This window comes from Prosthecobacter sp., assembly GCF_044226605.1.
In the GTDB taxonomy this organism is placed as follows: Bacteria; Verrucomicrobiota; Verrucomicrobiia; order Verrucomicrobiales; family Verrucomicrobiaceae; genus Prosthecobacter.
The window spans coordinates 182,188-195,816 of sequence record NZ_JBGAGS010000004.1; the positions used below are offsets into that span (position 1 = coordinate 182,188).

The window sequence follows — 13,629 nt, forward strand, 5'->3', positions numbered from 1 at the left end:
GTTGAACTGCAAAAAGTTGGGGTGATTATAACACCTGCTTTTCTCTTTATAATCTGCCGTCAGTCCTTTACTCCAAACAGGAGGTTCAGAGGTTGAATGACCGCGGGAACATTAAGGTCTTGTAAGGTATGTGTCCCGGTGTGGCGGCATGGAGACAACCACGCGCTATTCGCGGGGCGGGTGATTGATGTGCTGACAATAAAAAACCGCAGCTTGGAACCTCAAACGAGACCAATAGACCGGGCGGCCTGTGCGTTTGAAGCATCAATGAAAGCCTGCTTACTCCTTCTGTATTCAGCTGCCAGCCTTGCCGCTGCACAACTTCCCGAATCGTCGGTGATCGTTGGCGACGTCGTCGGCACCGATAACCGGCCCGTGGCTGGAGCCATTATTCATCCCTGGAGCGAGCCCTCCCGCGCTGTGCGCTCGGATGCCAAGGGGCATTTCGAATTCGTCCTCGGCTCGCCCAGCATACGCTACGCAGAACTCCTCGCCCGCAGCGAAGATGGCACCGTGCAAGGCACCTGGGTGTGCAATGACGCCGACCAGCGAACGCTCAAACATCGCGAAATGGTACGCATCACTCTGCGCCCGTGCGTTTCCGTCCAAATCACCGTCAAGGACAGCAAGGGCGATCCTGTGCCGCAGGCAGAGGTTGGCGTGGAGGCTTACCATGCCTTCATTGCCACCACGACGACGGGTGTTGATGGTCGTGCGCGTATCAGTCTTCCATCTGACATCCACGTTCGCCAAATCATGGCAGTCAAAGCTGGCCTCGGGTTGGACTACTATGATAACGCCAGTTCGCAGAAGTGGTTGGATGCAAATCCCACGCCCCCGGAAGTTGCCTTGCAACTGCGCCGCAGTAAACCGTGCCGGATTAAAGCCTGCGACCGCCAGGGCAATCCCGTCGCAGGCGTCGCCTTTTGCCCATGGACCATCCACCTTTTCGACCGCTCCCAATATATAAACGTCAGTGGCGCCCCTCATGCGCTGGGCTTGGAACGCGTGACCGACGCAAAGGGCGTCGCCATCTTTGACTATCTGCCTGAGGACGTCAAAGAGAGCATCCCCCTTCTGTGCGCGTCGAAAGAGTGGCACCAGCCCGAGCAAGTGGTTTGGGGGCCCGACGCACACCGCGATGATCCGATGCCAGAGCTGAAGACCTCCGTATTCAAAATGGTCGAGGCACGCGGAACCGTTTTCCTCCCCGATGGCAAACCAGCCAGCGGCATCCTCCTGCAAGCGGAGGGACGCGGCAAGACCAACGATTATTGCCGTGTACTCACGGGCACCGGAGCTGATGGCGGCTTTCGTTTTTTGCTTTCTCCCGAGCAAAGCTACCTCATTGCCGTCACTGACATGGACCTGGCAGCCCCCAGCATCAGCGGCCTCATCATGCATGAAAATGAACCGCGGGAAAATATCCAAATCTTCTTGAACGAAGGCACGCTCGTCACCGGCATCGTCACCCACTCAACGACGGGCAAGCCGCTTGCAGGTGCCACCATCACCTTCATTGAACATGGTGCTCGCATTGATGAGGCCAGCCTGCGCCTTAACTCCAGCTCTCCGGTAGAAGACAAGGAGGAGGCTCTCGTGCGCTGGGCGACCACCGATGCTCAAGGCTACTATGAGATGCGGGTCGGCAAGGGACGCTTCACGGTGACTGCCAACCATCGAAACGACAAAGACCTCACGGTGAGCGACGAGACCCTCATCAATCTCGATTTCAAAGCAGCGCCGATGGAGTAGCTCAGATGCGGTGATTTGATATCATCCCGATTCCGTGTTCCTGCCGGGGATGATCAGTCGTGGCTGCTGGAGCAGCCGAGCATCAAATCCAGTCCACGCGGAGAAACTGCGGTGGCGGGCCATTCCAGACAGGGGGCTGCGCTTCGGCATCCGCTGATTGTGCATGATGGGCGCAGATCGCCAGCTGGTCAATCTGAGCCCAGCTGCCGGGAGCCGAGCCGTCACGCGCGGTGAAATCCTTCAATTCAAGCACGAGAGTCTGAGCCTCTTCGGCACCGGCGATCTCGCGCCTGCATGCAAAAGTTTTGCGCGGACCACGATAGCTGCGCCATTCGTTTTCCTCGATGACGAAAGCCATGCGGTTGGTGCGGGGCATTTTGAGGGTGATGGCGAGCTTTGCGCCCTCGGGGCCGCGCCAGAGGGGATCGGTGACTTTGCGCGTCCACAACTGCTGATGCGCGTTGTTGCCCTGATTGAGCACATACCAGTCGCGCAGGCCGTGGGTGAAGTCATCGATGAGGCGGCTGATTTCAGCTTTGAGCGGAACCTGTGCCTTTTGCAGTTCTTGCGCACTGCGGGTGTGCAGCAGGGTGCTGATGCAGACCTCCGTGACAGGCGCGCCGTAGCCGCCGAGCACGGAGAGCGAGACCGGCTGCGGCAGGGTGAAATAGACATTGGCGAAGGCATGCAGGGCGGATTCGCGCGTGTGCAGGGCCAGTTCAGCCGTGAACCCGCCGCCCACCTGGGGGCAGACCTCTGCGCTGCGCCAGAAGCGGGCGCGGGGATCATCATCGGTGGAGTAAAAGATCTCGCAGCGGGCCACCGGCCACGGGTGCGCTGCGGGCGAAACTTGGAAGGCGGGCGCTGGCGAGAGCGTGAGCAGGCTCTGGGGCGTGTCGGGCAGCGGAGTGCCGTTCTTGAGATGCTGGTCAAACCAGAGTGGCATGGTGACGGCCACCGCCGGGCTGAGGCGATGGTTCAGATGCGGCGACCAGCTGTAGCGCGTGGGCTGCGGAATGAGGGCATTGGTGCGGTAGACGTCGTCCATCCATCCGTGGAAATCATTGGTGCCGCTGCGGTGCAGGACTGGGCAGCCGATGCGCGGTGCATAGCTTTCGAAACTGAGTGTTTTGCGGAAAACCTCCACATCTCCCTTCACGACATCCTGGGGACTTGCTTTGAAGCTGCCAAAGACGTGCTCCTGCCAGCGCCAGCCCTGACCGCCCACGCCAGGAACGGCGGCCTTCACGCGCGCGTCCGTGCCAGCAACATACATGGTGAGGTTTCCGCCCATGGAGTAGCCATGGACGCCAAGGCGTGAAGCATCCACCCCAGGCTGCTGCTCCAGGAAGGTCAGGCCGCGGCGGCAGCCGAGTGCCAGAAGATACCAGTTGTTGTTTTTCGGGTGCTCGCGGTCTTCAAAGAACTGCCTGGGGCCGGGAAGCATGGAGGCATATCCCTGGACGTTAAGCTGGCTGGGGTCCACGGCGCCCCAGTCGGTGTTGGGATCCTGAGGCTGGGATTTCTCGCAGAAATTGAAGGGGGCTTTTCCCGTGCCGCTGCCGCCCCAGTTGACGGAAAGCGCCGCGTATCCGCGGGAGACGAGCAGCTTCACCTCCGCCACGGAGCCGCGCTGGCCGCCGCCGTGAATGTGCATGACGGCGGGCACGCTTCCCTGCGCCTGCTGCGGAAAGCCATGCACGGCGGCCATGAATGCCTTCTTTCCTTTGAAGGTGCCGATGAGGTAGCGGACGAGGCGCAGGACGGCACCATCCTCCGTCCATTCGCGGATGACTTCGGTCTCCAGCGGGTCTTTGCGCGGATCGAAGTCCGCCCAGAGCTCCGCCACGGATTGAGGCATCGGGACTGACTCTGCACTCGAGGGAATGGTCCAAACTGGAAATGCAGCGGCGGCGCTGGAGACAAGAAAGCGGCGGCGGCTGGACATAAGGTGACCGGTATTCATTCAGAGTTGATTCAATCGATTTACGATATGCCTCGGAGACTGGCGCAAATCCATGACAGCGCCAACCAGGACCCGAGTGCCAGTGATAGAATAGAAAACGCCAAAATGAGTGCGTGTGACCACCAGTCGACGAATCTTGTTTTTGTGGTGCATCGGACCGGCCTCAGGAAACAGACGGAGGATGCCGAGCGCCTGATCAACGCGCAGGTACGTCTGCTCTCCTTGCACAGCGTAGATGCTCAAAAGATCGCTTTGAGCGCCTTGGAGCAGCACAATTTCATTGCTGCTCACGGCAGGCTGAATTTACGCTTAAATTCTTCCAGGGTCAGCGCAGAGCTTGGATCTCGCTCATAGTCGGCGAAACGCCGCTCGACCTCGTCGAGGATCACCTTCTGGGTCGGCAGTTCATTTTGACGCGCGGACACTTCATCCCAAAGCTCCACGGCAAGGTCAAACTTCTCTTCAATGCTGAGTCCGGCGATGGCTGGAAGTTTCTCGGCGATCATACTTCTGCATGATGCCATGAAAAGAAAGGGACGACAACACGGATGTTGTCGTCCCCTGAGCCTGTCGGAATCTGAAGGCGAAAGGCCTCAAACCTCCACGCAATGCACCTTGCTGATGCCCTGGATCTTCTCCAGTTCAGCGATGACTTCCGCGCCCGGGGTGGAGTCGAGCGTGAGGAGGGTGAGGGCCTTGCCAGATTCTTTGTCGCGGCTGAGGCTCATGTCGGCGATGTTCACCTGGTTCTTGCCCAGAGTGGCGCTGTAGGCGGCGATCATTCCCGGGCGGTCGATGTTCTCAATGAACAGCAGCGTGCCCTGCGGGCGGGCCTCGATGCGGTGGCTGTTGACGCGGACGATGCGGGGCTCTCCGGCGAAGAAGGTGCCGGCGATGCTGGAGCTCTCGTTGCTGTCGTTGCGGGCGATCACCTCGATGAGATCGGTGAATTCGCTTGGGTCGGTGAGGCGGCTTTCGGTAAAGCGCAGTCCGAGATTTTCAGCCACGCCGTTGGCGTTGATGTAGTTCACCTGCTCAGCGCCGACGGCGCGTTCGAGGAAGCCCTTGAGCACGGCGCGGGAGATAAGGGTGGTGTCGCCGCTGCCGACCTTGCCGCTGTAGTTGATGCGGACGACGTTGGCGCGTGAAGGGGCAAACTGGGAAACGAGGCGGCCGAGGAGCTCGCCAAACTTGAGGAAAGGACCGATTTCTGCGAGCACCTTGGGATCCACATTCGGCATGTTGACCGCGTTGACGACGGTGCCTTGGAGAAGGTGAGCCTTGATGACTTCGGCGATTTCAATGCCGACGTTTTCCTGGGCCTCTTCGGTGGAGGCACCGAGGTGGGGGGTGAAGACGGTGTTCGGAGCGCTGAGAAGCGGGTAGTCGGCGGGCGGGGGCTCCACTTCGAAGACGTCCAGCGCGGCACCGGCAATGGTGCCATCCGTGAGGGCCTGGGCCAGCGCGGCGTCGTCGATGAGGCCACCGCGGGCGCAGTTGATGATGCGGCAGGTTTTCTTGAGGGTGCCGAGGCGCTTGGCATTGATCATGTGCTTCGTCTCAGGCGTCAGCGGCATGTGCATGGTGATGTAGTCGGCCTGCACGATGGCGGCATCGAGGTCTTCGCACAGCGTCACGCCAAGGCTTTCCGCACGATTTTTGGAAAGGTAGGGGTCGTAGGCCACCACGCTCATGCCGAAAGCCTGGGCGCGCTTGGCAAATTCCGCACCGATGCGGCCCATGCCGAGCACGACGAGGGTCTTGCCATAGACTTCGGTGCCCTTGAATTTGGCGCGGTCCCACTTGCCGCCGACGATGGTGGCGTGGGCCTGGGGTGTCTTGCGGGAGAGGGCCATCATGAGGGTGAAGGCCTGCTCGGCGGTGGAAATGGTGTTGCCGCCGGGGGTGTTCATGACCACCACGCCGCGCTTGGAGGCCACGGGCACATCAATATTGTCCACGCCGACGCCAGCGCGCCCGACGACCTTGAGATTGGGTGCGGCATCGATCACCTTGGCGGTCACCTTGGCACCGCTGCGGACGATGATGGCATGGGCGTTGCGGGAGGCCTCGATCATCGCGTCCTCGGCCTTGAGATTCATGTTGACCTCGACAGAGAAAGACGGCTCCGCCTTGAGCAGGTCGATGCCTTTGCTCGAAATAGGGTCGTTGTTGCCGGCGATGAGGATGTTGAACTTGGACATGGGGGTTGTTTTGGGGAAAGGGGGCGCAGACTAGCCACCTTTATCGTGCGCTCAAGGAACAATGCGTGCTGGACAGACGTCCGGCGGAGCGTTCATATAGGAAGTATGTTTGCAGGAACTACGTCTACCACAGCAACACTCGCTTTGATCGGGCCTTTCCCGCTGGAAGAATTTGCCCCTGTGGCCGCCGCCGCACTCCTGCTGCCCCCGCTGGTCGTGTGGCTGGTGATGAGGGGCAAGCTCAAGCGCCTGCAGGCTGAATCCGCCGCGACTCTGGACAGGCAGCGCAGTGAGGCCGAAGCAGTGCTGCAGGCCGAACGTGCGGAAGCCTCCAAAGTGGCCGCGGAAGCCCGGAAAGCGAGCGTGGAGGCGGCAGCAAGCTTCACCGACCTGCAGCAGCGCTTCAACACCCACCGCGAAGTTTCCGAGCGCAGGTCCAATGACGCCTCCCAGCAGATCACCCGGCTGGAGGCGGAACTGGCGTCCACGCGTGAAATCGCCGCCCAACTGGTACCCACGCAGTCGCGCATCAAGGATCTCGAAACCGCGCTCGCTGCCGAACAGGGCCGGGTGAAGGCCCAGGAGCAGGCCATCGAGGCCACCAACGCCCGGGCCGCTGATTTCGAGAAACGCATGCTCGAAGCCAAGGACATGGTGCTGAAGCAAAAGATGGAGATGCAGGACACCGCCTTTGAGCTGAAAAAGATCCGGGATGAACAGGCCGCCTACGCTGCTGCTGGCGGGCCGGAAGCCGAACTGGCGAAGGCACGTGAGGCCACCCACCAGGCCGAAACGAAAGTCGCGAACCTGCAGCGCGCCCTCAAGGCGGCGGAGGCGCGCACCGAAATGGTGCAAAAGGAATTCATGAATGCCGTCGGTCTCGCCACCGCGCCGTCTCCCGGAGCGCCTGCGGCTACGAGCGACAAAAAACTGCGCGACATGGAGGAGAAACTCACCCACGTGGAGGCGGACTCGCGCAAACGTGCGCGGGAAGACGGCTACAAAATCGCCGAACTCGAGTACCGCCTCAGCGAGGCCCTGGAAGCCGCCAAAACGGCCAAGGCTGCCCTGGCAAAACCTGAGCCAGAGCCTGCGCCTGAGCCCCCTGCACCGACACCTGAGGTAGCGCCAGCGCCTGCACCAGAGTTCGTTGCTGAGACGGCTCCGCCAGCAGCTCCAGAACAGCCCCCGACTGAACCGGTGGTCGCAGCACCCACGGCTGAGCAAGCACCGCAGGAAAGGCCCGAAGAGGAGGCTGTGGTTTCAGCATTACCCGAGGGTCCGGTGGAAACAGTGGCAGCCGTCGCGGAGCCATCCGAACCGGCACCTCCTGCTGAGGCGCCAGCCATCTTTGCGCCGCTGCCGCAGGTGGCTGAAGCACCTGCACCCCCGGTTCTTCGTGAAGAACCGGCCGTCACCGGCACCCCGGAACTTCCTCTGCTGTCCTAGCGCCAGACATCTGCGAGTCAGTTGACGAGTTTGGGTAATTTTTCGCCCTTCAGCCGCGTTCTTTTTGTTTCATGAAACTCTCCTTTGCTTTCCTCACGCTTCTTTCTGTCTCAACGCTGTCCGCTGCGGACTGGTCCCGCTTCCGTGGTCCGAACGGCACCGGAATCGCCGAAACCACGGGCCTGCCTGCGGTGGTCGATGACAGCACCACCCTGTGGAAGGTTGGTGTGGGCAAGGGCTGGTCTTCGCCCGTGCTCTGGAAAAACGAGGTCATCGTCACGGCCGAAACGGGGGCCAATCGTCGTGCGGTCATCTGCCTTTCGGCCAAGGATGGCAAGGAACTCTGGAGGCATGAGGAGGAGTTCGTCGCGCACCCCATTCATAAAACGTACAACACCTACGCCAGCAGCTCCGCCTTTGCGGATGCGGAGCGCATTTACATCAACTGGAGCAGCGGCACCAACATCCAGGCTCTGGCCCTGGATCACGCGGGCAACGTGGTCTGGCGCAACGATCACGTGGCCGACTACATCCACGAACACGGCACAGGGATCTCGCCGATCGTTGTGGATGGCCTCATGATCGTGCGCAGCGAATTCGACTGGCAGCGCGACGGCAAGGTGTACACGGAAGTTCCCGAACAGCAGAAATGGAAGAGCTGCATCGTGGCGCTGGACGCCAAAACGGGCAAGCAGGCCTGGAAGCTGGACATCCCGAACTGCCTCAACACTTTCTCCACTCCAGTGGTGCATGAATTGAAGGGCGGCGCCAAGGAGCTGATCTGCGCTGACACGGGCAGCGGCGTCATGGGCATCGACCTGAAAACCGGCAAGATCAACTGGCAGCACAATCCCGGCTACAAGCAGCGCAGTCTGGGCTCCGGCGTGCTGAGCGACGACTTTTACTTCTGCACCTTCGGCACCGGCGGTGGCGTGAAGGAGATCGCTGCGCTCGACTTGAAAAGCGGCAAGCCTGTGTCCGTGCCCTTCGACATTCCCAAGGGGCTGCCCTACGTCCCCTCCCCTCTCGTCATTGGCGACAAAATGTATCTTCTCGGCGACGGCGGCATCCTGCGCTGCGTGGAGTTCAAGACGGGCAAAGTCATCTATGAAGAGCGCGTCGAAGGCACCGCGGGCAGCGCCAAGTTTTTCAGCAGCCCGGTGGCTGGCGACGGCAAAATCTTCTGCGCCAGCCAGCAGGGCGATCTCATCGTGATCAAAGCGGGGCCGCAATTTGAAAAGCTCGCCGCCAGCAAGCTCGATGGCCCGGTCAATTCGGTGCCTGCGATTGGTGACAAGCGCATCTACGTCCGCACGGCGAACTCGCTCTACTGCATCGGCGCCAAAGGCCAGCCGGTGCCGTGAGGGCTTTGGTGGCTAGAATGCCGCTAAGAGAGTCGAAATTTGGGGGCCGCACTTTGGAAGTGCGGCCCTTTTTGCGCAGACACGGCGTGATTAGAGCAAGTCCCGCATCGACAAAAGGCAGGACGCAAGGCGGTTCACGTTCGCCTTCAGGGCGCCGTGCTCGCTTTCTCAACAGAGGCCGATCCATCGCTGCGGGCCACGATCTTCATTTTGCTGCGATCCGGCTGTTTGGAGATCAGGACGATGGTGCTGGAGTCTGTGTCTTTGACCCCGTTTCCACGGTATTCCCATCCCTGGCCGGGGACGTCCATGGCGGCCGGGAACTCCAGAAGCCTGCGGTCCGTCACATATTGTTCTTCGTACAAACTTTCGAGCGTCGGCGGGAAACTGCCGTCGTGGTCCGCCGAATACTGCCTCATGGCGAGAACGAGCTGCCTGGCATTGTTCACCGCCTTCATCTGGTTTCCTTTTGACTGGACAGAGGTGAAGGCCGGCACTGCCAGCGAAGCAAGGATGGCGATGAAGGTGAGGCCAAAGCCCAGGTAGCCCATGACGAGTCCGGCGATGGCCATGCCACGGCCTTTAAGTGCGCCGTTGGATTTGTTGATCTTCGAGAGGCCGATGTGGCCAAGGATCACAGCGGGCAGGCCGGCCAGCCCAAAGGTCAGGAACACCAGGATGCCAAAAACCAGACTTGCGATCGCCAGGCCGGAGGTGCCCTGCGGAGCCACAGCCATGGCCGGCTGCCCGCCAGGGCTTACGAACACCCCGGAGCCGGACGGAACCGCCTGCGGCTGTGGCGGGGGGATCAGCTTTGACAGCGGCTCCCACTCCGCCAGGCCCTCATGCCAGCCCAGGTCGTTGGGTTTAAGTTCTCCCGCAATCAAGAGGCGCAGCACTTCCTCTTTTTCCAGAGGGCCAATCTTTATTCCGTTTTGAGCGACGTGATATTGCATGGGGGTAAGCAGGGTAAATTCGGAGCCGGGCGAGCTAAACAAAACAAGGGATGCGGCACAACCCTTAAATCACGACGGATGCCATCAATCCCGCTCATGCCAGCCATGAGGAAATTCCCCTTTGCCAAGCCGGAGGGGGCGGCTATGTCTCCCACCCCTAAATATGAGCAAAAAAAGTGACTTCGGATTGATCGGCCTCGCTGTGATGGGCCAGAACCTCGTTCTCAACGTGGAAAGCCGCGGCTTCCAGGTGAGCGTCTTTAACCGCACCACCAGCGTGACGGATGAATTTGTGGCCAAGCACCCCGGCAAGGCCCTCGTCGGCTGCCATACCCTGGAGGAGTTCGTCCAGAGCCTCGCCCTGCCGCGCAAGATTCACATCATGGTGAAGTCCACCGCCGTGAAGGATACCGACCGCGACGCCGTGGACGCCGTGATCGAGCAGCTCATCCCCCTCCTGGACAAGGACGACATCATCATCGACGGCGGCAACAGCTTCTACCAGACCACCGAGCGCCGCGATGCCTACCTCACGGAAAAAGGCCTGCGCTTCATCGGCGCTGGCGTCTCCGGCGGTGAAGAAGGCGCCCGCAAAGGCCCCTCCATCATGCCCGGCGGCCCTGCTTCCACCTGGGAAGTCATGAAGCCCATCTTTGAATCCATCGCCGCCAAGGTGGACGGAGAGCCCTGCGTCATCCACATCGGCCCCGGCGGTGCCGGCCACTATGTGAAGATGATCCACAACGGCATCGAATACGGCGACATGCAGCTCATCTGCGAAGCCTACAACATCTTCAAGAACGCCGGATTCACCACCGACGAGATGGCCGCCATCTTCAATGAGTGGAACGAAGGCGACCTCCTGAGCTACCTCATCCAGATCTCCGGCAAGGCTCTGGAGCAGAAGGATCCGGAAACCGGCAAGCCCATCGTCGAGCTCATCGTGGACAAGGCCGGCCAGAAAGGCACCGGCCAGTGGACGCTGCTCAACGCCGCTGAAAACGCCGTCGTCATCAGCACCATCAATGCCGCCGTGGAGGCCCGCATCCTTTCCTCCCAGAAGAAGCAGCGCGTCGCCGCCAGCACCCAGCTTACCGGCCCGACCGTGAACATCACCACGGACAAAGCCGAACTGGTGAAGAAAGTGCACGACGCCCTCTACGCCTCCAAGATCATCTCCTACGCTCAGGGCCTGGACCTCATCCAGACGACGGGAGCGAAGAAGAACTGGAACCTCGACCTCGGCCGCATCGCCGCCATCTGGCGCGGCGGTTGCATCATCCGTGCAAAGTTCCTCAACCGCATCACCGACGCCTACCGCACCAACGCCAGCCTCGCCAACCTCATGCTCGACCCGTTCTTCAAAGATGTGCTCAGCAAGACCCAGCAGAACTGGCGCGAAGTGGTCAGCATCGCCACCCTGAACGGCATCCCCGTCCCTGCCTTCTCCGCTTCCCTCGGCTACTACGACAGCTACCGCGCCGCCCGCCTGCCAGCCAACCTGCTGCAGGCCCAGCGCGACTTCTTCGGCGCCCACACCTACGAGCGCACCGACAAGCCCGAAGGCCAGATGTTCCACACCGAATGGCCTGAAGTCATCGGCTAGAAGTTGACCAGTTGCGCCGCAACTGGCTCCACCAAAACTCGCGAAAGCGGCTGGGGAAACCCAGCCGCTTTTTTGTGCGCTCAAACCAACCGCATCCTCCATTCCCCGATGATCGAACCGGGGCATCGCAAATTGCCGTGCCGCCGCGCCATGCTTTAATGGCGGCATGAAACAACAACGTGTTCTGGTTCTGGGAGGTGGCTTTGCCGGTTTGGAGTGTGCCAAAAGTTTTCCTGAGGACCAGTTTTCCGTGACGCTCGTGGACCGCTGGAACCATCACCTTTTCCAGCCGCTCCTCTACCAGGTGGCAACCGCAGGTCTGGCCATGACCGATATCGCACAGCCGCTGCGGTCCATTCTCTCCCATCGCAAAAACGTGACGACACTGATGGGCGAGGTGCGCACCATCGATCTCGCCGCGCGCCAGGTTCATCTGCAAGACCATGTGCTGGAGTATGACTACCTCGTCATCGCCGTCGGTGCGAAGACTGGCTACTTCGGCCACAACGACTGGGCGCAGCACACGCTGGGACTAAAAAGCCTGGACGATGCCATGGCGATCCGCAAAAAAGTGCTGCTGGCCTTTGAGCGTGCTGAATCCACGGACGATCCCAAGGAAACTGCGCGCCTCATGACAATCGTCGTGGTCGGCGGCGGCCCCACCGGCGTGGAGATGGCAGGTTCTCTGGCCGAACTCGCCAAAGTGGTGCTGAAGGACGACTTCCGCCGCATCGATCCCAGTTCAGCCAACATCCACCTCATCGAGTCAGGCCCCAAGCTCCTGGCCACCTTCCCGGGCACGCTGCCAGATTACACCCACAGGCGATTGGAAAAGCTCGGCGTCACGGTTCACCTCAACTCTCCTGTGAAGGAAGTCGGCGCCGGTTATGTCGTCACCGGGGATCAGCGCATTGAATCCGACATCATCATCTGGGGCGCAGGCGTAGAGGCCAGCGAAGTGACCCGCACACTCGCAGGCATCCCCTTGGATCGCGCAGGCCGCATCCAGGTGCAGCCAGACCTGAGCCTTCCCGGCCATCCGGAAGTCTTCGCCGCCGGAGATGTGGCATCATTGACGGATGCCAAAGGCGTCCGCGTTCCCGGCGTGAGTCCGGCAGCCATTCAAATGGGACGTTTCATCGCCAAAACCATCATCGAAAATGGCACCACCCTTCCCCGCCCATCCTTCGTCTATTTTGATAAAGGCATCATGGCCACCATCGGCCGCAGCGCTGCCGTTGCCAGTGTCGGAGGCATGCATCTGCGCGGCTTTCCGGCCTGGCTCATGTGGCTCTTCATCCACCTGCTCTTCCTCATGGGCATGCGCAATCGCATCATCGTCTTCCTCCACTGGGTCTGGTCCTACGTCACCTGGCAGCGCGGCGCCCGCGTTATTCAGTCGTGAGTGGATTGGAACTCGTGGTGCAAAAGGCCGACACAGAATATCGGCCGCCTTTTTCGTGCAAAGTCGCCCTGTTTACATTACCCTCGCCCAATGGCTTCCACTCTCACCCCTGAATACATCGCCACGCTGCAGCGCATGACGGGCGCGGAGAAACTGCGCACGGCGTCTGATTTATACTGGGGAGCCCGCGACATCAAAGCAGCACGCCTTCGCCAGCAGCACCCAGACTGGACCGAAGAGCAGGTACAGCAGAAAGTGAAGAAAATTTTCATGCATGCAGTCACGTGAGCCATACCTGATCTTCACGCAGAAGCTGAATGAACTCGGCATCCGCTACATGGTCAGCGGCAGCATGGCTGCCATGTACTATGGGGAACCGCGATTTACCAATGACGTGGACATCATTGTCTTTCTGCGACGCGAGGACTCACGTCGCCTGCTGGACGCTTTCCCCGATGAAAAATTTTACTGCCCGCCTCTGGATGTGATCGAATCCGAACGCAGCCGGGATCAACGTGGGCATTTCAATCTCATCCACCATGAATCGGGCTTCAAGGCCGACATCTACCTGAGCGGCCGAGATGATCTTCACGCCTGGGGCATCGCTCACGCCGTCACGGCAGACATCAATGGAAAAACAGTGGTCTTTGCGCCGCCGGAATACGTCATTGTCCGAAAGATGCAGTTCTTCCGCGAAGGCGGCTCAGGCAAGCATCTCCGTGACATCAGCCGGATGATGATCGGCCTCGGCGACGCCTGGAATCGGCAGCCTTTGCTGGAGATGATTCAGGAGCAGCGATTGCAGGAAGAGTGGAGCAAAGCCCTGAAATACGCAGACTGACTCCGCCTGAAGAATCCTTCTCAGCTCACGCACATAAACACAGGCTGCAAAATATTTCTAATCAACAGGCGCCATCAGCCGTT

Annotated in this window: 12 protein-coding genes; 7 read left to right on the plus strand and 5 right to left on the minus strand. The window is 60.4% G+C overall.

Annotation, left to right across the window (positions count from 1 at the left end):
- Window positions 1–96: 96 nt before the first annotated feature.
- Complete coding sequence (locus ACILSO_RS06795; protein WP_395736622.1) at window positions 97–1,755, plus strand: hypothetical protein; 1,659 nt, start codon at window positions 97–99, stop codon at window positions 1,753–1,755.
- 82 nt (window positions 1,756–1,837) lie between these two features.
- Here ACILSO_RS06795 and ACILSO_RS06800 read toward each other — a convergent pair whose 3' ends face one another.
- The 4 genes from ACILSO_RS06800 to serA form a co-directional block, all read right to left on the minus strand.
- Window positions 1,838–3,703 (minus strand): alpha/beta hydrolase family protein, encoded by a 1,866-nt coding sequence (locus ACILSO_RS06800; protein WP_395736623.1) that lies wholly within the window; start codon window positions 3,701–3,703, stop codon window positions 1,838–1,840.
- Window positions 3,704–3,721: 18 nt separating this feature from the next.
- Window positions 3,722–4,012: a type II toxin-antitoxin system RelE/ParE family toxin gene (locus tag ACILSO_RS06805; protein ID WP_395736624.1), complete on the minus strand. Its 291-nt coding sequence runs from the start codon at window positions 4,010–4,012 to the stop codon at window positions 3,722–3,724.
- On the minus strand, window positions 4,009–4,227 hold the full coding sequence (locus tag ACILSO_RS06810) for an addiction module protein (protein WP_395736625.1): 219 nt from the start codon (window positions 4,225–4,227) through the stop codon (window positions 4,009–4,011). Before ACILSO_RS06810 ends, ACILSO_RS06805 begins: the two co-directional genes overlap by 4 nt.
- Window positions 4,228–4,314: 87 nt before the next feature.
- The gene (gene serA / locus ACILSO_RS06815; protein ID WP_395736626.1) at window positions 4,315–5,925 is read right to left on the minus strand and encodes a phosphoglycerate dehydrogenase; all 1,611 of its coding nucleotides are present in this window, start codon (window positions 5,923–5,925) and stop codon (window positions 4,315–4,317) included.
- 144 nt (window positions 5,926–6,069) lie between these two features.
- Here serA and ACILSO_RS06820 point away from each other — a divergent pair, with 144 nt between their 5' ends.
- On the plus strand, window positions 6,070–7,374 hold the full coding sequence (locus tag ACILSO_RS06820) for a hypothetical protein (protein ID WP_395736627.1): 1,305 nt from the start codon (window positions 6,070–6,072) through the stop codon (window positions 7,372–7,374).
- Window positions 7,375–7,445: 71 nt separating this feature from the next.
- Entirely contained in the window at window positions 7,446–8,738 is a 1,293-nt protein-coding gene (locus ACILSO_RS06825) for a PQQ-binding-like beta-propeller repeat protein (RefSeq protein ID WP_395736628.1), read from the plus strand.
- A gap of 146 nt (window positions 8,739–8,884) precedes the next feature.
- Here the strand turns inward: ACILSO_RS06825 and ACILSO_RS06830 are convergent, their stop codons facing one another.
- A complete protein-coding gene (locus ACILSO_RS06830; RefSeq protein ID WP_395736629.1) occupies window positions 8,885–9,694 on the minus strand; it encodes a DUF4190 domain-containing protein in 810 nt (269 codons plus the stop codon).
- Between the two features lie 163 nt (window positions 9,695–9,857).
- Between ACILSO_RS06830 and gnd the strand changes: the two genes are divergently transcribed.
- From gnd to ACILSO_RS06850, 4 genes are all read left to right on the plus strand, one after another.
- Window positions 9,858–11,300, plus strand: coding sequence for a decarboxylating NADP(+)-dependent phosphogluconate dehydrogenase (gene gnd, locus ACILSO_RS06835; RefSeq protein ID WP_395736630.1), 1,443 nt, complete (start codon window positions 9,858–9,860; stop codon window positions 11,298–11,300).
- A gap of 166 nt (window positions 11,301–11,466) precedes the next feature.
- Window positions 11,467–12,705, plus strand: a complete 1,239-nt coding sequence (locus ACILSO_RS06840) for an NAD(P)/FAD-dependent oxidoreductase (protein ID WP_395736631.1) — start codon at window positions 11,467–11,469, stop codon at window positions 12,703–12,705.
- Between the two features lie 90 nt (window positions 12,706–12,795).
- Window positions 12,796–12,993: a hypothetical protein gene (locus ACILSO_RS06845; protein ID WP_395736632.1), complete on the plus strand. Its 198-nt coding sequence runs from the start codon at window positions 12,796–12,798 to the stop codon at window positions 12,991–12,993.
- Window positions 12,980–13,546 (plus strand): hypothetical protein, encoded by a 567-nt coding sequence (locus ACILSO_RS06850; protein WP_395736633.1) that lies wholly within the window; start codon window positions 12,980–12,982, stop codon window positions 13,544–13,546. Before ACILSO_RS06845 ends, ACILSO_RS06850 begins: the two co-directional genes overlap by 14 nt.
- Window positions 13,547–13,629: the final 83 nt, after the last annotated feature.